We start from the raw sequence: 20,752 nt of genomic DNA, 5'->3' as shown, positions 1-20,752 counted from the left end.
GTGGATTTATTTGAAAAGTTATTAGCCAACCGCGGACCGCTTGGCAGCCATTCCCACTACGCACACGGGTATTTTACTTTCCCTAAATTAGAAGGAGAAATTGCTCCCCGCATGACTTTCAGGGGTAAGCAGGTGCTTACCTGGAGCCTTAACAACTACTTAGGCTTAGCCAATCACCCTGAAGTGCGCAAAGTAGACGCGGAAGCAGCCGCAGAATACGGGATGGCTTTACCAATGGGTGCGCGTATCATGTCTGGTAACTCTAATAACCACGAGCGCCTGGAAGCAGAGTTAGCCGAGTTTGTGCAGAAAGAAGATGCTTTCCTGCTGAACTTCGGGTACCAGGGCGTAGTGTCTATCATTGATGCATTGGTAGACCGCCACGACGTGATTGTGTACGATGCCGAGTCGCACGCCTGTATCATTGACGGGGTTCGTCTGCATCAGGGCAAGCGTTTTGTGTACCAGCACAACGACATGGAGAGCCTAGAGAAACAACTGCAGCGCGCTACCCGCCTGACCAACGAAACCGGTGGTGCCATTCTGGTGATCACGGAGGGTGTATTTGGGATGAGCGGTAACCTGGGCAAGCTGAAAGAAGTGGTGGCCCTGAAAGAGAAATACAACTTCCGGTTGTTTATTGACGATGCCCACGGCTTTGGGACTATGGGAGCAACGGGTGCCGGTACCGGTGAGCACCTGGGCGTGCAGGATGGTATTGACATTTACTTCTCTACGTTTGCCAAGTCTATGGCCAGCATTGGCGCGTTTGTGGCCAGCAACGAGCAAGTAATTGAATACCTGCGTTACAACATGCGTTCCCAGACGTATGCCAAATCTCTGCCAATGCCGTTGGTGGTAGGTGCCCTGAAACGCCTTGAATTGCTGCGCACCAAGCCAGAACTGAAGGATAACCTCTGGAAAGTGGTGAACGCGCTGCAGTCTGGTCTGCGCGAGAAAGGCTTCAACATTGGTACTACCCAGTCGCCGGTAACGCCTGTGTTGCTGAACGGTCAAATCCCTGATGCTACGGCACTTACCCTGGATTTACGCGAGAATTACAGCATCTTCTGCTCTATTGTGGTGTACCCGGTAGTACCTAAAGATGTGATTATGCTGCGCCTGATTCCAACGGCCGTTCACACCATGGAAGACGTTGCCGAAACCATCGCTGCTTTTGAGGCTATCTCCTCTAAGTTAGATAAAGGACTTTATACTAAATCATCGGTTGCGGTCTAAAAAAAGGCATCCTTAATAAAATAATACAAACGCTAATTTTTTTGCACCTTATTTTATAATTCCTATATTAGAGCCATTAAACGAAATGTTAAACCATTAAAACAAGCTCTAATGAACAATTTTTCCAAACTTAAGGATCTGGTTCTTTCTCTGGAGAGTGACTTCGAGAAATTCTACGAGAAGAAGAATTCAGCTGCCGGTACTCGTGTAAGAAAAGGCATGCAGGATCTGAAGAACATGGCCCAGGATATCCGTAAGGAAGTTCAGGACATGAAAAACAGCGAGAGCGCTGCTAAATAAAATAAGTTGCTGTGAAATAAGATATTATAGAAAAAGGTGGGGCCAAAACCCCACCTTTTTTTACGTCTTTATACAAAGAAAAAACCCTCTGTTTCAAGCTTGATTTTCTAAAATCAGGCTTGAAACAGAGGGTTTATAATTTTAGGACTTAGGAAGGGCAGGAGTTACACCGCTTTCACCAGGTAGTAGTTTTTCTTTCCTTTTTGCACCACCAGGTATTTGCCCTGCAGAAGGTCTTGGGTGAGCGCTTCGTCGGGGCGGCCAATCTTCTGACGGTTGATGCTCACGCCACCGTTCTGAATCATTTTTTTTGCTTCTCCTTTAGAATCAAAGATCTGATTTTGGGTAAGCTCAGAAAGGAAATCCACGGCTTGGGTTCCGTCTGCCAACTGGTCTCTAGAAACGTCAATCTGCGGCACGCCTTCAAACACCGCCAGCAAGGTTTGCTCTGGTAGGTTGCGGAGCGTTTCCAGATCGCCTTTCCCGAAGAGGATCTGCGAAGCCTCCACGGCGCTTTCGTATTCTTCCTTGGAATGTACGGTGGTGGTTACCTCTCTAGCCAGGGCTTTCTGCAACACGCGCAGGTGAGGAGCTTGCTGGTGCTCTGCTACCAGAGCGGCAATCTCTTCCTGAGACAGCAGCGTAAAGCGTTTCACCAGGTTTTCGGCTTCTTCATCGGCAACGTTGAGCCAGAACTGGTAGAATTTGTACGGACTGGTCATGTTAGGGTCCAGCCACACGTTCCCGCTCTCTGATTTACCGAACTTGCTGCCATCGGCTTTGGTCACCAGCGGAGTGGTAAGGGCGTAGGCTTTGCCGCCTTCTATCCGGCGGATCAGCTCGGTTCCGGAGGTGATGTTGCCCCACTGGTCAGAACCGCCCATCTGCAGCCGTACGTTCTTGTGCTTGTATAAGTGATAGTAATCGTAGCCTTGCAGGAGTTGGTAAGAGAACTCAGTGAAAGAAAGACCTTCGGCACCGTTCTCGCCTTCCTGGGCGGTAATGCGCTTCTGCACCGATTCTTTCTTCATCATGTAATTCACCGTAAGGTGCTTCCCCACGTTGCGCAGGAAATCCAGGAAAGAGAACTCCTTGAACCAATCATAGTTGTTCACGATCTCGGCGGCATTTTCTACGCCGTCAAACTGCAGGAACTTCTCCAGTTGTTTCCGGATGCCTTCCTGGTTGGCGCGCAGCACCTCTTCAGACAAAAGGTTACGCTCCGCTGATTTCCCTGAGGGGTCCCCGATCATACCAGTGGCACCGCCTACCAGAGCAATGGGTTTGTGGCCGGCCCGCTGTAACTGCACCAACAGCATAATGGTGGCCAGGTTGCCTATATGAAGGGAAGAGGCGGTAGGGTCAAACCCAATATAGGCGGTGGTCATGCCTGCGTTCAGTAGTTCTTCGGTTCCGGGCATGGTGTCTTGCAACATGCCGCGCCAACGCAGTTCTTCAATTAAATTCATGTGGCTTCAAGTTTACGTGTGCCAAAGATACACCACTTTTTAAAATGATGGCAGGGGTGTCTTCACTGAGATGATAGCAGAAAAGAGGATTAAGCAACTTTAATCAACCAATCTGCTGAATCTGTTTTCACCCTGTTTATGTCAAAACTGCCCTAAAACAGAAAGGTCAGATTTTGTGGAAGGGAATGGTGCATTCCTTTCCCGTGTGTGGTAACTTTGGGAAACAATAGAAGTAACCTCCCATCCCAGATCTTCCCATGGCGCTTACCGCAGAAGACATCCTGAAGCAACTCAAGAACCGTGAATTCGCCCCGGTGTATTTCCTGCAGGGCGATGAACCGTACTACATAGATCTCATCTCAGATTACATTGAAGCGCACGCCCTCAATGACATGGAGAAAGGCTTCAACCAGGTAGTGATGTACGGCAAAGACACCGATGTGCCTACCGTGCTGCTGCAGGCCAAGCGGTTCCCCATGATGTCTGACAAACAGGTGGTGATTGTGAAGGAAGCGCAGAACCTCCCCAACCTGGAAGCCGATCCGGAGAAAGACCCCGCCGCCAAGCAGTTGGAAGCGTACCTGACTAACCCGCTGCCTTCTACCATTCTGGTGTTCTGCCACAAGCATAAAACCGTAGATGGCCGTAAGCGCCTTGGGAAACTGTTGAGCAAGCAGGCGGTATTCCTGACTACCAAGAAGCTCTATGACAACCAGGTGCCCGCCTGGATCACCCAATTTATTAAGAGCAAGAACCTGCTGGCCACTCCACAGGCCGTCATGATGCTGGCGGAGTTCATCGGGTCAGATCTGTCCCGGTTGGCCAATGAGATTGAGAAGCTGTCCATCAACCTGAAGCCGGGCCAGACCATAGATGAAGGACTGGTGCAGGAGAACATCGGCATCAGCAAAGAATATAACATTTTTGAACTGCAGAACGCCCTAGTGCGGCAAGATGTGCTGAAGGCCAACCGCATCCTGAATTACTTTGAGTCCAACCCCAAAGACAATCCGCTCATCCCTAACCTGGTGTTGCTGTTCTCTTTTTTCTCTAAGCTGATGACCTTACACCTGCTGCCCCAGATTACCGAGCAGACAGTGGCAAAGGAGCTAGGCAACCGCGGATTTCTGGCTAAAGAGTACATGCAGGCCCTGCGGGTGTATCCGTACCGGCGGGTGCTGCAGATCATCACCTTCCTTCACAAAGCCGATTTACAAAGCAAAGGTATTGAAGGCGGGGCCCTGAGCGATTCGGCCATTCTGAAGGAATTGGTGTTTAAGATCTTGCATCCAATTCCGGTGCTCAACTAATAGTTGTTTTGGGGCTGCTTTACTGAAACCAGCCGCAAAACAGGAATTTTTGTAGCAGCCTTAAATGCTAAAATCACTATATATTCGTTGGGTTCTAGGAGGTCCCGCTTAAAAAATTAAGCTCTGCCAACCCGCAAATTTTTCTAATTTTGAAGGACGGGCCAGTCTATCAGGAGCAGACTTTGCTTTCCGGAGAATGATTGCCTTAAGCCTAAATTGCCTATGAAACTACCTCACAAGTTAGCCTTGGCTACCGCCTTAATGGGAGGGGCTCAGGTTGCGCACGCGCAGCAGCCGCTTAACTTCCGTTCAGAGGAGCGCTTCTTTCATGAAGGATTAGAATTGTATGACCGCGAAAAGTACGGTGCCGCCCAACAGGCGTTTGCTGAGTACATCCGGCTCATCAATGATCCGCAGAAAACCGCCGATGCCCAGTACTACTACGCCATCAGCGGGCTGAACCTGTTCCATCCAGATGCAGAGCAGTTGGTTCTTCAGTTCGCATCCCGGTTCCCCACGCACCCCAAGGCAGCCACCGCTTTCTTTGAATTAGGTACCACTTTCTTTGACAGCCGCAACTATGACAAGGCCATTGAGTACCTGGAGAAAGCTCCCGCTGACCGGCTGGATGAAAACCAACTCAAAGAGGCTGATTTCAAATTAGGCTATTCTTATTTCTCCAAGAAGAACTACGCCAAAGCCAAAGAACTGTTTGACCGGAACAAACGCGGCAACCACCAGTATGCACACGCCTCCAGTTACTACGCCGGTTACCTGGCGTACCGCGAGGGTGATTACATTGGTGCCAAGCTGGACCTGAAAGTGGCCGAGCAAAGTGAGACGTACCGTGCTGCGGTACCGTACATGCTCACCGAGGTTCTGTACAAAGAGAAAAACTTTGCCGAGGTAATCAGCTACGGGGAAAAATCCCTGGGCTTAACTCCGCCCGTGCAGAACCCCGAGGAGATTGAGCTGCTGGTGGGCGATGCCTATTTTCAGCGTAATGATTTCAAAACGGCTTCAAAGTATTTCAAGGGATACGCCAAAGGCAAGAAATCACTGGACAAGACCGTGCAATACAAAATGGGTATTGCCGACTACAAGAACAATGATTTCAAGAGTGCCATCCAGAATCTGAAAGCCGTTGCGTTCAACTCAGACTCACTGGGGCAGAATGCTTCCTACCATCTGGGGTTGAGTTACCTCAAAGAGAACAACAAGCAGTTTGCCCTGGGCGCTTTTGACCAGGCCCGTAAGCTGAACATAGACAAGAGCGTTAAGGAAGGTGCCACAGTTAAGTATGCGCAGGTTAATTATGAACTGGGCAACTTCTCTGAAGTGATTAACTCCCTGGCTTCGTTCAACAAAGACTTTCCTGATTCAAGGTTTAGTGACGAGGCCGATGACATCCTGAGCGAGGCTTACCTCAATTCCAGCAACTACCTGGAGGCCATCCAGCACATTGAGAAACTGCCTAAACGCAGCCACCGCATCAACGAGACCTACCAACGGGTAACTTACTACCAGGGGGTTAAACTTTACAATGACCAATTGTTCCAGCAGGCCGTGGCCATGCTGGATAAATCATTGGGCTTCCCGTATGATAAAGAGATTGAGGCCGGCAGTCACTTCCTGAAAGGCGAGGCCTATTCTATTGGGCAGCGCTGGTCGCAGGCCATTAACAGCTACGCGGCCGTTTTCCAGACACCTAATTCCGGACGCACCGAGTTCTACGTGAAATCACGGTACGGCATTGGGTACGGGTACTATAACGAGAAGCAATACGAGAAGGCGTTGGTTCACTTCAAAGCGTACCTGAGCGATAATACCATCAAGGCGGGCAATCCGAACTATACCGATGCCATGATCCGCCTGGCTGATTGCTACTACGTGTCTAAGGATTATACCCAAGCCCTGAGTTACTATGACCAGGCATTGGCCGCCCGCACCCCGGATGCCGATTACGTGCATTTCCAGAAAGGAGCGGTCTATAACCTCACCAATCGCCGCGACCAGGCTATACAAAGCTTGCAGACACTCTTGAAATCTTATCCTAAGTCACGCTACGCCGATGACGCGGTATACCAGAAAGGGATCATTGATTTCGAAAACTCCAACTATGCTCCGGCCATCGCTTCGTTCAGTGATCTGATAGATAACTATTCAACCAGCACTCTGGTGCCGAATGCCCTGCAAAAGCGTGGGGTGGCGTACATGAACCTTCGCCGGCAGAACGAGGCCATTGCCGACTTCAAGCGGGTGATTGATCAGTACCCTACCAACCCAATCTCCAACAATGCCCTGTACAGCTTGCAGGAGGCGTTGGGAGCATCTAATCAGACCGAGCAGTTGGATACCTATCTGGAGAAATACAAAGCGGCCAACCCCGAAAGCAATGCTACAGAAAGCGTTGAATTTGAAGCCGCCAAATCTTTATATTTCAACGAGAAATACAAGCAGGCTATCCCTAAGTTTGAAGGTTTCCTGAAGAACTATCCGGCTAGTGCTTCCGTGCCAAATGCCCGTTATTTCCTGGGTGATTCTTACTTCCGCAGCAATGACAAGGACAATGCCTTGCGCAGCCTGAAAGAGGTAGCCATTGAAGGAAAATCTGAGTACCTGAGCAAGGCCGTTCAGCGGGTCGCCGACATGGAGTTTGAAAACGGCAACTATACTGAGGCCGCCAACTTCTACTCCCGCCTGCGTGACCTTGCCGTGAACAAGAAGGAACAGGCCAATGCCTTGATGGGCCTGATGAAGAGCTTCTACTTCACCAATGACTTCAACAACACCATCCTGATTGCCGATGAGTTGATTGCCCGGGGTAACGCAACGTTGAACGCCTACAATTCAGCCTTGCTGTTCAGAGGCAAGGCCAGCTACGCACTGGGTAGGTTAGACCAGGCGGCCAAGGAATTCCAGACGGCGGCTACTTCTGCCACAGACATTAACGGAGCCGAGGCCCATTACCTGCTTTCTGAGATTTACTTCAAACAGAAGAAGTACAAAGAGGCCCTGGATCATGCCTTTGAATTCAGCAATACCTTCGGGGATTATGAACTTTGGTTGGGTAAAACCTTCCTGCTGATAGCCGATGTCTACGTTGCACAGAACGAGGCATTCCAGGCAAAAGCAACGTTGAACTCTATCATTGAAAACTCTCCGCTGGAAGAAATCAAAACAGAAGCCCGAGCCAAGTTGGCGGAACTGGAAAATAGTGTGGCTCCGTCTAACACCCCTAACAACAACTAAGAAATGAGAAACACAACAAAATGGGCAGGCATATCTGCTCTCTTTTTGCTGGGCTTACTTCCGGCCGCTCATGCTCAAACGGGTTGGGGCGAAGGCACAAAATTAGAAAGCACCGAGATTGTAGTGGAGAAGAACCGGGTGCTGGAGCTCCCGGAAGCACACCGGAACTTTGAAAAGTTCTTGATCCAGCCCCCCAAATTGGGAGACCGCAAGGTGACCTACCGGTTTAATGAATACCGTTTACCGGAGCACTACATCAATCTGCCCATGAAGGTGTTAACCGTTGAACAGGAAGCGCTGCCTAAACAGCAGGGCAACTACGTGAAAGGTGGCATTGGCAATTACGGCACCTTCTACGGCAAAGGCTACTTCCACAACACGCGCAGTGATAAGTATTCCTTTGGGGCACAGGTAGGCCACCTTTCCTCCGCCCACGGCCCAGTAGAGCATTCTGGTTCTTCCAGCAGTTACGTGCAGGCGAACGGCGAGATGTATTCCGGTCACGTGACCGTAGGCGGAAGGTTGAAGTACGAGCGTGACCAGAACAATTTCTACGGAACCAAAAACGTAGCCGAGCTGGACGAAAACGCTATTAAACAGGTATATAACCGCTTCGTGGTAGAGGGTACCTTGAACAACCTCTCCGATGTCAAGAATCCCTTTAATTACGAAGGGAGAGTGGGCCTGAACTACACCGGCGATGACTTCAACGCCCGGGAAACCCACGTGTTCGGGAACATGAAAACGGCCTACGACCTGAGCGAAACCTCCCAGGTGCTGGTTGACCTGGACCTGGCGTATACCAGCCTTAAAGGGAATGATACTTACAGCAGAGGCTTCTTCAAGGTACGCCCGGCATATGCCCTCAAAACCGAGAACCTTGGAGTAATCTTAGGAGCTACCATTGCCTACACCGGAGACACCATCAATGATGCCCGTAAGTTCAACCTGTACCCAGCCATAGAAGCCAATTACCAGATCATCAAAGACAAACTGAGCATTTTTGGGGGAGCCACCGGAGACTTGCAAAGGACTACTCTGTACTCCCTAAGCAAGGAAAACCCATGGCTGAACCAGAATGTGCGGATTGCCGATGTAAACAAAGGCCTGGAGGTGTACGGCGGTGTAACTGGTAGCATCAGCAAGTACCTGCAGTTTACCGGGCGGGTAGCGGTGCAGAATTACCGTAACCTGTACTTCTACAACAATGCCGTGGCAGACTCCTCTAAGTTTGACGTACTGTATGATGATGGGGTGACCAAGGTGTTCCAGTTCTTCGGGCAGCTGACCTATAACCAGTCTGAAAACCTGCGGCTGGGCCTCAAAGTGGAGAACAATAAATACACAACTGCCTCATTGCGTGAGCCGTTTCACCGGCCAGACATGGTGGTGACCGCCTTCGGGACATTTAATCTTTCAGACAAGATTCTCTTGAACAGTGAACTTTACTATATTAGCAGTTCGTTCGGGGAGATAACCCGCGCGGATGGTACAAAGGTGTTGCAGGAGACCGATAGTATTGTGGACCTGAATCTGAAAGGCGATTACCGCTTTACCCCACGTTTCTCGGCGTTCCTGATGGGGAACAATCTCCTGGGCAGCAAGTACCAGCGTTTTGTGAATTATCCTAGCCAGGGAATTTCCTTCATTGGCGGGCTAACGTATTCATTCTAAAAACAACATGGTTCAAAGCCACATTAAATCTCTGCTATACGCGTATGACTGCGTGATCATCCCAGACTTTGGGGGGTTGATCACGCATTATGCGCCTGCAAAAATCCATCCGGTGAAACATACGTTTACGCCGCCTTCCAAAAGGGTTGCTTTCAATGAGCAGCTCAAAGTGAATGATGGGTTGCTGATCTCCACGTTGGCCCAGAAGCAGAAGTGGCCTATGCAGCAGGCGCAGGTTGCCGTAGCAGATTTTGTGCAGGAACTGAAACACCAGTTATTAACCCAGCACCGTTTTGAGCTGCAAGACGTGGGCGTTTTCCGCTACAACGCTGAGCGCAAGGTGGTGTTTGAGAACCTGGAAAGCGACAACTTCCTGGAGAATTCCTTTGGCTTGCCCGAGTTGGTGGCCAAGCCCATTGCCGGGAAAGAAACCCTGGTGTTGCGGGGCAACTACCAGGACCAGCCAACGCAACCGCAAGAAAAGAAAACCGGCCGCTTCCGCAAACTATACCGCGTAGGCGCCAGCCTGGTGCTTGGCGGACTTTCCATTGCCGGCATTTACCTGCTTTCCCTGAAGAGCGATGTGGCCCTTAGTTCCCTGAACCCGGTAACGCTGCTTTCTACCTCAGAAAACGCTTCTACGATTGCTGAGAACAAGCCACAAACCGCTGAAGTAGACCCATTTGAGCAGGCTCAGTTAGCGGAACAATATAAGTCAACCTTGCCGGCTGAACCTTCCATTGAAGAAGAACTGGCCACCGAGGATTCGCTTTTGGCTGCTTTCCCGAAAAGTACCCCGGAAACAGCTACAACTCCTCAGCCCACAGTAGCTGAAACACCGGCTAAAGTAAAGGTTGAAGAATCCCATGTAAGTGCAACACCTGCTGCTGAGAAAGAAGCATCGGCCCCAGCGTTTGAAGCTAAATCTGAAAAAGTAGCCGAAAAAGAGCTTGCCACAAAACCTGCTACAAAGGCCTCCAGCAAAACAATTAATTACAAGACAGGGCGTTTTTACGTCATCATGGGTGTGTTTGATGTCACTAACGGCTATGCCAGCATCAACCAGAAGCAGCTACTTAAGAAGGGATTCAAAGCGAAGATCATCAATTCTAAATATGATAAGAAACGGCAGCGTGTTTCTGTAGCGGATTTTGCTACCGAGGCCGAAGCCTTTGCAGCTCTACCGGCGTTGCGCTCTAAAATCAGCAATGAACTTTGGGTATATAACTATTAACATGAACGCTTTTCTTCTTCAGATTACCACTACCACAGATACCGCACTTAATGCAGCAGCAACTGCTACCGCTGCAACAGAAGCAGCTCCTGAAATTTCATTGTTAGATATGGTCTGGCGAGGGGGTTGGGTAATGGTCCCCATCTTCATTCTTGCCTTTGCCGCCGTTTACATCATGATTGAACGGTACCTTGCTATCAAGCGTGCCAGCAGAGAGCCAAGCAACTTCATGGATACTGTGAAAACGATGGTACTGAGAGGAGATTTGCAGGGAGCCAAAATGCTTTGTATCCAGACCGGCACTCCTTTGAGCCGCATGATTGAAAAAGGGATCAGAAGAATTGGTTCTCCTCTGAAAGATATTGAGACCTCCATTGAAGCGGTAGGCCGTTTAGAGATTTCCAGACTGGAGAAGAACATCAGTGTTCTGGGGATTATTGCCGGTATTGCCCCAATGCTCGGCTTCGTGGGAACAATCTCCGGGGTAATTAAAATCTTTTACCAGATCTCCGTTTCCAATGACTTCGGGATTAACCAGATCTCCGGTGGTCTTTACGAGAAACTGGTGACCTCTGCGGCGGGTCTTATCGTGGGTATCATCGCCCACGTTGGATATCATTACCTGAGCCTTATGGTGGAGCGCGTGGTTTACAAGATTGAAAACAACGCCTTAGAGTTCACAGACTTATTACAGGAGAACTAAGCTTATGCAACTACGCAGAAGAAGAGGGTCTACCTCACACGTAGAAACAGGAGCTATGAATGATATCATGTTCTTCCTGTTACTATTCTTTTTGATTGCTTCTACCATGGCTAACCCAAATGCCATCAAGCTTTTGTTGCCAAGTGCCAAGTCATCCAAAGAAGTAGCCCAGGAGCCAATCAATGTTTCGGTGACCGCCAATGGAGAGTACTTCATCAACAAGCGCCTGGTAGCTCCTGAGAACCTGGAGACGGAACTTGCCAAAGAGTTGGCCGGTTCTAACATTGAGAAGGCTACGGTGGTACTCAGGGTTGACTCTTCTCTTAATGTTCAGAAACTAGTAGATGTTTTGGAGGTTGGGTCAAGGCTTAAGGTGAAAATGATCATGGCAACCCAAAGTCCAAGTGGCGCTTCATAATACGCTTATGCAGACAACCATAGAATCTAAAGACCGCATAAAAGCATTAGTAGGAGCTACGCTCTTCTACATCGTGCTTTTTGCGGTTTTTTACTTTATCGTGTTCAAAACACCAAATCCTCCCTTAGGCGGGGGTGAAGGTATTGTCCTGAATTATGGTTTGGATGCCGAAGGTTTTGGCGATATCCAGACTTTGGCAAGTGCCAATGCCTCTACCAATACCGAGGACAGCAAACCTGCCCGCCAGATAGAGGAGCAGGTACAAACCCCACAACCCCAGCCCCAGCAGCAGCCAACAGCTGAAGCGCAGGAAGAGAAAGTAATTACCACCGATGATGAAGGTCCGGTGGCCATTCCTCCTAAAGAAGTAGCCAAGCCCGTTACTACGCCAAGGGAAGTAGCCAAACCAGAACCGGCCAAACCCGCGCCCGTAGTAGAGAAACCCAGAGCATTGTACCCGGGTAAAAGTACCACCAATGGGGCAAACGGCAGAAACGGCACCAGCAACAATCCTACTGGTAACAATAACGGTGACCGTCCCGGTAAGGTGGGTGACCAAGGCGATCCGAATGGGTCCATTGACTCCAAAGCCCTGTACGGCACTCCTGGCAAGGGAACCGGGGGCGGAGGCGGAGGTTCTGGGTTGAACCTTCCGGGATGGCGGTATGATGTTGCTCCTAAGCCAGATCCCTTTGACAATGAAACCGGGATAGTCAAATTCGAAATCAAGATTGACGGGAACGGTGACCTGGTGAGTGTGCGGGTGCTGGAAAGTAACGTGAGCCCCAAAGTAGTGAACTGGTACAAAGAACAAGTACAAAAAACATCTTTCAGTAGAACCAGTAATGGATCTGGAGGGGCAGGTGCTACCGGAACCATCACCTTTATTCTCAGAGCAAACTAAAGACAACCTTCGTGACGTACGAACAAGCCTTAGATTACCTATACCAGCAGTTGCCGATGTTTCACCGCATCGGCAACGCTGCTTTTAAGAAGAGCCTTGACAATATTCTGGCCTTAACCGCTGCCTTAGATAACCCTCAGCACAAGTTCAAGTCGATACATGTGGCGGGTACCAATGGCAAGGGAAGTTCCTCTTCCATGTTGGCGGCCATATTACAAGCCGCCGGTTATAAAACCGGACTGTACACCTCTCCGCACCTGAAAGAGTTCACCGAGCGCATCAGGGTAAACGGGGAGATGATTAGCCGGGAGAAGGTGGCCCAGTTCACGCAGCAGCACCAGGAGTTGTTTGAACAGGTGAAACCATCGTTTTTTGAGATGACGGTGGCCCTGGCCTTTGACTACTTTGTAGAGCAACAGGTAGACATTGCCGTTATTGAAGTAGGGCTGGGCGGCCGCCTGGATTCCACCAACATCATCACGCCGCTGGTCTCGCTTATCACCAACATCAGCTATGATCACCAGGCATTGTTGGGCAACACCCTGCCCGAAATAGCCGGGGAAAAAGCCGGAATCATCAAAGCAGGTGTTCCGGCAGTCATCAGCACTACGCAGTCTGAGGTTTCAGCGGTTTTTGAGAAAAAGGCCCAGGAAACCCAAAGCCCGCTCACGTTTGCTGACCAAACCTTTAAAATAGAGTACCTGGAGAGCACCGGACTGAACTCTTTATATACTGTTTACAGTGGAGACCAAGAGTACCTGGAAAAACTGGAACTCTCATTGCTAGGCAATTACCAGCGCTTCAATTTGCCGGGTGTATTGGCAACGGTAGAAGAACTGAACCGGCAAGGCTTCCAGATATCAGAGGAACACCTTCGGGAAGGCTTGCGGAAAGTGCAGGAACTGACGGGGCTTAAAGGGCGCTGGCAGGTACTGGGGCAGAATCCCTTGATGATCTGCGATACCGGGCACAACGTAGATGGACTGCGCGAAGTGATTAAACAGCTTATTGCCCTGAAGGCCAGGCAGGTTCACATTGTTTTTGGGGCGGTGAATGACAAAGACATCCAAAGTGTGCTCCGGCTATTGCCGGTCAGCTACAGATACTATTTCTGCCAGGCGCAAATTCCCCGGGCCCTGCCGGTGCAGCAACTGTGGGAAGAGGCGCAGTTTGCCGGTTTAAAAGGGCATGCCTACCCAACTGTAGAAGACGCGGTTTTAGCTGCGAAAGCCTTTGCCCGGGAAGATGAGGTTATTTTCATTGGCGGTAGTACCTTTGTGGTGGCGGAAATCGCCGAGTTATAATTCATGGGCAGAGGGAAATTAGAAAAGTTTGCCGTAAACGCTACTCGCCGCAATGTGGTGGAGCCAGGCAAAGAACTGTTTGAACAACTGAAAGGCCGCTGGAACAGCGAGTTTTTCCAAAACGAAAATCCAATCATTCTGGAAGTAGGCTGCGGTAAGGGCGAGTACACTATTGGTATGGCCCAACGCTACCCGGAAAAGAACTTTATTGGCATTGACATCAAAGGAAACCGGATCTGGAAGGGCAGCACCCTGGCCGAGGAAGCCGGTTTAACCAATGTAGCTTTCCTGCGGATCTTCATTGAAACCTTGGAGCAGCACTTCGGGGAGAGCGAGGTAGACGAAATCTGGATCACCTTCCCGGACCCTAGGCCCCGCAAGCGCGACATCAAACGCCGGCTTACCTCGCCAAGGTTCCTGGAGATGTACGAGCGCATTCTGAAACCCGGCGGAAAACTGCACCTGAAAACAGACAGCGCCTCGTTGTTTGAGTATTCTGTGGAAGTACTGGAAGAGCGTGGCGTCTATAACCTGCTTTATACCTGGGATTTATACCAGTCTGATCTGCAGGAGCACACCATGGGCATCTACACAACCTTTGAGAAGACTTACCTGGAGCAGGAGGTGCCCATCAAGTATCTTCAATACACTATTCAGCAAGACAAACCCAGCAAGGAGGTACCTGAGAATACCGAGGCCTTCAACCACGTTCGGTTTACTTCCTGATGCTTTTAAAAGAAGAGACCTGTTTCCGGCGCGTTTTCCTGAAAGTGCGCCAGAAACAGGTCTGCTTTTTTGAGTGATCTTCTTTTTTGATAGAACCCTTGTGCTACGGGTTAGTCTTCCAGTTGCTCAAAGATCTCTTCCAATTCATCAAAGTTCTTGAACCCGGGACGAATCTCCTGGCCACCTTTCAGGGAAATACCTGCCGGGTGAATGATCTCCAGGGCTTCGCGGGTATTTTCCTTGGTGAGGCCAAACCCTAGTAAGATGGGGTACTTTTTGGAAATATCCCGCAGGAAACGCAGGTTGGTTTCATCAATGAAAGTGAAGTCTTCTGAGTCAATCAGGAAGTACTCCACGTGCTGTTGGTACATCTCCAGCGTACTGATAATATTTTCCTCCACGGTGTCTTTGTCTATGAGCAGCCGCAGAATGATAGGCAGGGGCAGATCGTCTAATTCTTCTATAAAGTAGAGGCTGTTTAATTGGAGCATGTCAACTTTGTACTCCAACAGCAGTTCTTCTATTTCCGGAACAGAAAGATCGTTCACCTCACCTACCAGCTTCACCCCGGAAACCCAACCGGAGATTTCCTTGAAAGTGGTGGAGGAAATGTGCTGCGGAAGCCCTTCCTGTAAAGCAAACCCCAGCATCTCCACGCCCATTCCGGCGCAGTAGCGGGCATCGCTAAGGTTGGTAATCTGGTTTACTAAAACAATTGTATTAAGTGCCATTTCAGTTTTTTGCTTGTTTTAAGGAAATCGGCCCTGAAAAGAACCAATGTCGGCTCAAAAGTAATGCGTTTCACTTTTTCTGCCTATAAACTTTCGGTAAAAGGGCTTATTTGTTCGCCAAACTCCTTTTGTTCTCCATTAAACTTATTTCATTCTCAAAGGGTTAGAAAAAGACAAGGGGATAAGTGCCTGAGGCTCAATAAAGGGGCAATCCGCTTGAATTTTACTATATTTGTAACATTGTTTTTCGGCGGGACTGTGAATCCCGTTTCATCTTAGAAAAAATGAGTTCAAAAGGAAGAGTACTTGTTGCCATGAGTGGCGGCATTGATTCCTCTGTGGCGGCGGTTCTGCTGCACGAGCAGGGGTACGAAGTAGTGGGCATGACCATGAAAACCTGGGACTACTCCAGTTCCGGGGGGAGCAAGAAGGAAACCGGCTGCTGCAGCCTTGATTCCATTAATGATGCACGTGACATTGCCGTACAGTTAGGCTTTCCGCACTACATCATTGACATCCGCGAAGAGTTCGGGGATTACGTCATCAATCATTTCACCGATGAATACATTGCCGGCCGTACGCCCAACCCGTGCGTGCTCTGCAACACCCACATCAAATGGGATGCCTTGCTGCGCCGCGCCGATAAATTAGGCTGTGACTTTATTGCCACCGGGCACTACGCCAACGTACGCCTGGAAAATGGCCGTTACGTGATCTCTAAAGGAAAAGACCACAACAAAGACCAATCTTACGCGCTTTGGGGAATCTCGCAGGAGAGCCTGAGCCGCACTATTTTCCCGCTGGGCCACCTGCACAAAACCGAAATCCGGCAAATGGCCATGGACCGCGGATTTGATGCTCTGGTGAAGAAATCTGAGTCTTACGAGATCTGCTTTATTCCGGACAATGACTACCGCGGATTCCTGAAAAGAAGGGTCCCAACCTTGCAGGAGCAAGTGGCCGGCGGTGAGTTTGTGCTGGAAGACGGTACCGTAGTGGGCAAGCACGAAGGCTATCCGTTCTACACCATCGGGCAGCGTAAAGGTTTGGGAGTGGCATTAGGATATCCGGCCTTTGTAACCAGAATCGAAAAAGAAACGAATAGGGTAGTGCTGGGCAACTACGAGCAGCTGGCCAAGAACGGCATGAACGTAGGCAAACTGAGTATGGTGAAGTACGAGAACCTGCACGGGCTGCCAACCGAGACCGTGACCAAGGTGCGTTACAATGATCCGGGTACTGCTGCCACCATTGAACAAGTGGGCGACAAAATGTTGGTGAAATTCCATGCCGGTGTAAACGCCATTGCTCCAGGCCAGGCCGCCGTCTTCTACGAAGGCGACGACGTCATTGGGGGCGGCTGGATTGAAACCAGCTTTATAGTGGACTAATTTGGTCTTTTAATTCATATGAAAAGAATCTTGCTCTTTGTGGTCGCGTTGACCAGCCTTCTGACTTCCTGCGGTGATGAGGAAATAACCAGAGACCCGGACAGTGTTGGGTATCAATACTACCCGTTGGAAGTAGGCCGGTACTGGATCTTCAATGTCACAGAGAACAAGTACACTAATAATATAAAGGTAGAAACCACCGCTTACCAGACTATGGAACGGATAGACACTGTTCTGAAAGACCAGACCGGGAAAGAATGGTACCGGGTAGAGCTTAGCCGCCGGGCCGATGCCAGCTCCAGTTGGGTAATCAATGGTGTGAAACTGATTTCTCTGAGTTCCTCTGATCTGCGGGTTCAGGAAAACAACCAGACTACCGTGCAAATGGTGTTTCCGGTAAAGAACGGGTATTCTTTCATCTCCAATGGATTCCAAAACAGCGAAGACCCGGTGTACTACACGTATGAAAACTTGGGTCAGGCGCTTTCAGAAGATGGCTTGTCCTATGACAACACGTTAACCGTCATTAGGGCAGATTTTGACAAGTTACTGGACCTGGATGAAGCTTATACAATACTCGCTACAGAAGTGGGTCCCGTGAAACGAAGCGTAATCTTCTATGAGTATTGTAACAGCGGACAGGGTACTAACTGTGAAGTAGGCACCGATTACATTGTCTCTGGTTCAGATAAAACCGAGATCCTGGAAAGTACCGGTATTGAAGAATAACTTCGCTTGAATTGCAAGAAAGCCTCGCCTGGAAAATGTTTCCGGCGGGGCTTTTTCATTTGGGTTGGCAGTAAGTTTTAACCTGGTTTTAGCTTAATCTCAGAAAACTAACGCTATAATAGATTTGATAAGGCATTTAGGACTTGCTAAATACAAGGTTCATTGCTTTTTGCGGTCAGAAACCGTTGCTTTGTATTAGAATAAAAATTATCAAAATGCCTCATTTAATTGCTCCTTCCGTATTGGCTGCCAACTTTGGCCAATTAGACCAAGATGTAGAAATGCTCAACCAAAGCGCCACCGACTGGATTCACGTTGACGTGATGGATGGCCGCTTCGTGCCCAATATTTCCTTTGGTTTCCCGGTACTGCAAGCCATCCAGAAGCGCGCCCAAAAGCCTTTGGATGTGCACCTGATGATTGAACACCCTGAGCTTTACATTGAACAGTTCAGAGAAGGCGGCGCTGATATCATTTCAGTACATTATGAGGCTTGCCCGCACCTGCACCGCACCCTGCAGCAGATAAAAGCCACCGGGGCTAAAGCAGGGGTTGCCCTTAATCCGCACACGCCGGTCACGTTCCTTTCTGAGGTAATTCAGGACATTGATGTAGTTTGTATCATGTCAGTGAACCCCGGATTTGGTGGCCAGAAGTTTATTCCGCATACCTATGAGAAGATCAAAGCCCTGAAAACGATGATTCAGGAGAAAGGGTCTTCCTGCCTCATTGAGATAGACGGTGGCGTAAACCTGGAAAATGCTCCTTTGTTGTTACAGGCGGGGGCCGATGTATTAGTGGCTGGGTCCTTTGTATTTAACTCCACTGATCCAAAGCAGACCATTCAAAATCTAAAAGATATCTCTATCTAATCTATATGGGCTTTCGAACGGGTTGGTGGGCAGGAATCCTGTTGCTTTTGATTGGCTTTCCGGCCATGGCGCAGCAAGCCTTTTTACAGGGAATTGTTCAGGATGCGCAACAGAAACCCTTAGTTGGGGCTACCATCACCCTGCAAGACAAATCCCATTCTCTTGTTTCAGATGGCCAAGGAAGATTTGCACTAACGCTTGATGCCAATACTCCTTACACCTTAGTTGTTAGTTATATAGGGTACCAGGTGCACCGGCAAGAGATAGAGCTTTTGCCCCAGGAGAAACGTTTTGTCACCATTGAACTGCAGGAAGACAATACCCAACTCAAAGCCATCAGTATCAGGGGCCGGAGCCAAACCGATACCCGAAACGAGGCCAGCATTACCCGATTAGATCCCCGTCTTACCCAAACCCTGCCGGCTCCATTCCAGGAGTTTAACAAAATACTGCTCACCTTGCCGGGCGTTACCAGTAACAATGAGCTTTCCTCCAGCTATTCAGTACGGGGCGGAAGCTATGACGAGAACTTGGTGTACGTAAACGGAATAGAGGTGTACCGGCCGTTCCTGAACGTAAGCGGTCAGCAGGAAGGCTTGAGCTTTGTCAACCCAGATCTGGTGGAAGATGTGACCTTTTCCTCTGGTGGTTGGCAGCCCAAGTATGGCGATAAGCTTTCCTCGGTACTAGATATCCAATACCGGAAGCCTACCAAGTTTGCTGCTTCCATTTCAGGGAGTTTAACCGGAGGATCTGTGCACGCGGAGGGAACCGCTGCCCAAGGCCGGTTTGGCTTTCTGCTGGGTGCCCGGCATAAAAATGCGGCTTACGTGCTCAACAGCCTGGAGGTGCAGGGTGATTATCGGCCTAAGTTCTCAGATGTACAAACGTATCTCACCTATGACCTTTCCTCCAAAGAGCATCGTGCCTCAGGGCGTGAGCCCAGAACAATGCTGAGCTTTTTGGGCAATGTAGCGCAAAACAACTACCAGGTACGGCCAGATACAAGGGAAACCACTTTTGGAACCCAATCGCAGATTATGCGCCTCTTGGTGGGGTATGACGGGCAGGAGCAGATGCGGTACACCACTTACCAGGGAGGGCTGAGGTTACAGCATGAAGTAAGTCCAGATTTCAGGACAGAGCTGATCCTTTCTGGCCTATACAGCCAGGAACGTGAAATCAGGGATCTGGAATCTGGTTACCGGTTCTGTGATGTGATGCCCTCGCCGGGGGTATCGCCTTATAACCGGTGCGTGGGAGAACGAGGCGTAGGTACCCGGTATGACTACTCGCGTAATAAGCTTAGAGCGGCCATGCAGACACTGGAGATAAGAACCACCTGGACAGCTTCGGCCAGGAGCCAATTCAGTGCCGGTATCAAGGGCGGCCGGGAGAATATCCAGGATGTTCTGCAGGAGTATTCTTTTCAGGACTCTTCGGATTACGTGTACAACCTGACTACGCTTCAAACGCAGCAAGAATTGGCTTCCTGGCGGTATCAGGGATTTGCCCAGCACCAGTTAGCCATTGACAGCCTGAAGACTTTGACCTACGGCGTACGCTTCCACTACTGGAGTGTCAATCGGCAGTTGTCTATCAGTCCCAGGGTGCAGTATGCTGTACAGTTTGCAAATCTGCCGCAATGGTCATTCAAAATGGCAACTGGTTTGTACGTGCAAGCCCCATTGTACCGTGAGCTACGGGATGCCCAGGGAAACCTGCACAAAGATGTCTACAACCAACAATCCTGGCACTTTATCACGGGTACTGAGTACCGGTTTCAGAAATGGGGAAGACCTTTTAAACTCACTGCTGAGGCTTATTACAAGTACTTGCCGTCGGTGATTCCTTATGAGCAGGACAACATGCGCATCCGGTACCTGCCGGGGGTAGAGGCTAAAGCCTATGCCGTGGGGTTAGATCTGCGGGTAAACGGCGAATTCATTAAAGGAGAAGAGTCCTGGTTTAGCATAGGCTTCCTACGCACCAGGGAGAACCTGGTAGGAGATTCCACCATCATCCGAGATCCCCAAACCGGGCAGGTAGTGAGCAGAACCGAGAAAGGTTACATCAGAAGACCCACCGATCAGTTCCTGAACTTCGGGATCTTCTTTCAGGATCATTTACCCAACAACCCCACCTTGCGCATGTACCTGAACACGGTGTTCAGTACTGGGTTGCCGTTTGGCCCTTCGGGTGACATTAACTTGAGAAGCAGTTTTCCCGGACCATCTTACAAGCGGGTAGACATTGGGTTCTCCAAGCTCATTACCATCAGAGGCACAGAATTAAATGGTCCGGGTTTAAACAGCCTCTGGTTAAGCCTGGAGGTCCTGAACCTGATTGCTGCCAACAACGTGATTTCCTATAACTATGTGCGGGATTTCAACGGAATCACTTATGCCGTTCCTAATTATCTGACCGGAAGGCTAGTGAACCTTCGGTTTATAGCGAAGTTCTGACATGCAGAACAGCCTTTTTTTGAATCAATAT

At 49.6% G+C, this 20,752-nt stretch carries 17 protein-coding genes; 15 read left to right on the top strand and 2 right to left on the bottom strand.

From position 1 onward, the window contains the following. Together JT719_RS01765 and JT719_RS01760 are read left to right on the top strand one after the other, a co-directional pair. Positions 1 to 1,239 (top strand): aminotransferase class I/II-fold pyridoxal phosphate-dependent enzyme, encoded by a 1,239-nt coding sequence (locus JT719_RS01765; protein ID WP_207430474.1) that lies wholly within the window; start codon positions 1 to 3, stop codon positions 1,237 to 1,239. Between the two features lie 111 nt (positions 1,240 to 1,350). Then, the gene (locus tag JT719_RS01760; protein ID WP_205500684.1) at positions 1,351 to 1,539 is read left to right on the top strand and encodes a histone H1; all 189 of its coding nucleotides are present in this window, start codon (positions 1,351 to 1,353) and stop codon (positions 1,537 to 1,539) included. Positions 1,540 to 1,703: 164 nt separating this feature from the next. Here the strand turns inward: JT719_RS01760 and tyrS are convergent, their stop codons facing one another. After that, the gene (gene tyrS, locus JT719_RS01755; RefSeq protein ID WP_207430472.1) at positions 1,704 to 3,008 is read right to left on the bottom strand and encodes a tyrosine--tRNA ligase; all 1,305 of its coding nucleotides are present in this window, start codon (positions 3,006 to 3,008) and stop codon (positions 1,704 to 1,706) included. A gap of 257 nt (positions 3,009 to 3,265) precedes the next feature. Between tyrS and holA the strand changes: the two genes are divergently transcribed. From holA to trmB, 9 genes are all read left to right on the top strand, one after another. Then, entirely contained in the window at positions 3,266 to 4,318 is a 1,053-nt protein-coding gene (holA, locus tag JT719_RS01750) for a DNA polymerase III subunit delta (protein ID WP_207430470.1), read from the top strand. Positions 4,319 to 4,540: 222 nt separating this feature from the next. Further along, entirely contained in the window at positions 4,541 to 7,570 is a 3,030-nt protein-coding gene (locus JT719_RS01745) for a tetratricopeptide repeat protein (RefSeq protein ID WP_207430468.1), read from the top strand. Between the two features lie 3 nt (positions 7,571 to 7,573). Continuing rightward, entirely contained in the window at positions 7,574 to 9,244 is a 1,671-nt protein-coding gene (locus tag JT719_RS01740; RefSeq protein WP_207430466.1) for a hypothetical protein, read from the top strand. Positions 9,245 to 9,251: 7 nt separating this feature from the next. After that, positions 9,252 to 10,478 (top strand): HU domain-containing protein, encoded by a 1,227-nt coding sequence (locus JT719_RS01735; protein ID WP_207430464.1) that lies wholly within the window; start codon positions 9,252 to 9,254, stop codon positions 10,476 to 10,478. Position 10,479: 1 nt separating this feature from the next. Next, positions 10,480 to 11,181 (top strand): MotA/TolQ/ExbB proton channel family protein, encoded by a 702-nt coding sequence (locus tag JT719_RS01730; protein WP_207430462.1) that lies wholly within the window; start codon positions 10,480 to 10,482, stop codon positions 11,179 to 11,181. A gap of 4 nt (positions 11,182 to 11,185) precedes the next feature. After that, complete coding sequence (locus JT719_RS01725) at positions 11,186 to 11,599, top strand: ExbD/TolR family protein (RefSeq protein ID WP_207430460.1); 414 nt, start codon at positions 11,186 to 11,188, stop codon at positions 11,597 to 11,599. 7 nt (positions 11,600 to 11,606) lie between these two features. Next, positions 11,607 to 12,503: a hypothetical protein gene (locus JT719_RS01720; RefSeq protein ID WP_207430458.1), complete on the top strand. Its 897-nt coding sequence runs from the start codon at positions 11,607 to 11,609 to the stop codon at positions 12,501 to 12,503. An 11-nt stretch (positions 12,504 to 12,514) separates the two neighbouring features. Further along, positions 12,515 to 13,807 carry a bifunctional folylpolyglutamate synthase/dihydrofolate synthase gene (locus JT719_RS01715; protein ID WP_341350730.1) on the top strand — a complete coding sequence of 431 codons (1,293 nt, stop codon included), beginning with the start codon at positions 12,515 to 12,517 and terminating at the stop codon, positions 13,805 to 13,807. Positions 13,808 to 13,810: 3 nt separating this feature from the next. Beyond that, positions 13,811 to 14,533 carry a tRNA (guanosine(46)-N7)-methyltransferase TrmB gene (gene trmB, locus JT719_RS01710; protein ID WP_207430456.1) on the top strand — a complete coding sequence of 241 codons (723 nt, stop codon included), beginning with the start codon at positions 13,811 to 13,813 and terminating at the stop codon, positions 14,531 to 14,533. A 110-nt stretch (positions 14,534 to 14,643) separates the two neighbouring features. On the opposite strand, the gene trpF is transcribed toward trmB, so the two are convergent. Beyond that, the gene (gene trpF, locus JT719_RS01705; protein WP_207430454.1) at positions 14,644 to 15,264 is read right to left on the bottom strand and encodes a phosphoribosylanthranilate isomerase; all 621 of its coding nucleotides are present in this window, start codon (positions 15,262 to 15,264) and stop codon (positions 14,644 to 14,646) included. 284 nt (positions 15,265 to 15,548) lie between these two features. Between trpF and mnmA the strand changes: the two genes are divergently transcribed. The 4 genes from mnmA to JT719_RS01685 all read left to right on the top strand — a co-directional run bounded on the left by mnmA (position 15,549) and on the right by JT719_RS01685 (position 20,721). Further along, complete coding sequence (mnmA, locus tag JT719_RS01700; RefSeq protein ID WP_207430452.1) at positions 15,549 to 16,655, top strand: tRNA 2-thiouridine(34) synthase MnmA; 1,107 nt, start codon at positions 15,549 to 15,551, stop codon at positions 16,653 to 16,655. 18 nt (positions 16,656 to 16,673) lie between these two features. Beyond that, a complete protein-coding gene (locus JT719_RS01695; protein ID WP_207430450.1) occupies positions 16,674 to 17,384 on the top strand; it encodes a hypothetical protein in 711 nt (236 codons plus the stop codon). A 215-nt stretch (positions 17,385 to 17,599) separates the two neighbouring features. Next, a complete protein-coding gene (rpe, locus tag JT719_RS01690; RefSeq protein ID WP_207430448.1) occupies positions 17,600 to 18,256 on the top strand; it encodes a ribulose-phosphate 3-epimerase in 657 nt (218 codons plus the stop codon). Between the two features lie 5 nt (positions 18,257 to 18,261). Continuing rightward, on the top strand, positions 18,262 to 20,721 hold the full coding sequence (locus tag JT719_RS01685; RefSeq protein WP_207430447.1) for a TonB-dependent receptor: 2,460 nt from the start codon (positions 18,262 to 18,264) through the stop codon (positions 20,719 to 20,721). Positions 20,722 to 20,752 lie beyond the last annotated feature (31 nt).

The sequence above is a fragment of the Sabulibacter ruber genome (assembly GCF_017355955.1).
In the GTDB taxonomy this organism is placed as follows: Bacteria; Bacteroidota; Bacteroidia; order Cytophagales; family Hymenobacteraceae; genus Nibribacter; species Nibribacter ruber_A.
The sequence above is the reverse complement of the archived record's forward strand: the minus strand, read 5'-3'. Positions and strand labels throughout refer to the sequence as shown.

What these genes read in the sequence shown, in the direction of transcription:
- JT719_RS01760 (WP_205500684.1), top strand. Translation starts at nt 1,351, where the DNA reads ATGAACAATTTTTCCAAACTTAAGGATCTGGTTCTTTCTCTGGAGAGT.
- tyrS (WP_207430472.1), bottom strand. Translation starts at nt 3,008, where the DNA reads ATGAATTTAATTGAAGAACTGCGTTGGCGCGGCATGTTGCAAGACACC.
- holA (WP_207430470.1), top strand. Translation starts at nt 3,266, where the DNA reads ATGGCGCTTACCGCAGAAGACATCCTGAAGCAACTCAAGAACCGTGAA.
- JT719_RS01745 (WP_207430468.1), top strand. Translation starts at nt 4,541, where the DNA reads ATGAAACTACCTCACAAGTTAGCCTTGGCTACCGCCTTAATGGGAGGG.
- JT719_RS01740 (WP_207430466.1), top strand. Translation starts at nt 7,574, where the DNA reads ATGAGAAACACAACAAAATGGGCAGGCATATCTGCTCTCTTTTTGCTG.
- JT719_RS01735 (WP_207430464.1), top strand. Translation starts at nt 9,252, where the DNA reads ATGGTTCAAAGCCACATTAAATCTCTGCTATACGCGTATGACTGCGTG.
- JT719_RS01730 (WP_207430462.1), top strand. Translation starts at nt 10,480, where the DNA reads ATGAACGCTTTTCTTCTTCAGATTACCACTACCACAGATACCGCACTT.
- JT719_RS01725 (WP_207430460.1), top strand. Translation starts at nt 11,186, where the DNA reads ATGCAACTACGCAGAAGAAGAGGGTCTACCTCACACGTAGAAACAGGA.
- JT719_RS01720 (WP_207430458.1), top strand. Translation starts at nt 11,607, where the DNA reads ATGCAGACAACCATAGAATCTAAAGACCGCATAAAAGCATTAGTAGGA.
- trmB (WP_207430456.1), top strand. Translation starts at nt 13,811, where the DNA reads ATGGGCAGAGGGAAATTAGAAAAGTTTGCCGTAAACGCTACTCGCCGC.
- trpF (WP_207430454.1), bottom strand. Translation starts at nt 15,264, where the DNA reads ATGGCACTTAATACAATTGTTTTAGTAAACCAGATTACCAACCTTAGC.
- mnmA (WP_207430452.1), top strand. Translation starts at nt 15,549, where the DNA reads ATGAGTTCAAAAGGAAGAGTACTTGTTGCCATGAGTGGCGGCATTGAT.
- JT719_RS01695 (WP_207430450.1), top strand. Translation starts at nt 16,674, where the DNA reads ATGAAAAGAATCTTGCTCTTTGTGGTCGCGTTGACCAGCCTTCTGACT.
- rpe (WP_207430448.1), top strand. Translation starts at nt 17,600, where the DNA reads ATGCCTCATTTAATTGCTCCTTCCGTATTGGCTGCCAACTTTGGCCAA.
- JT719_RS01685 (WP_207430447.1), top strand. Translation starts at nt 18,262, where the DNA reads ATGGGCTTTCGAACGGGTTGGTGGGCAGGAATCCTGTTGCTTTTGATT.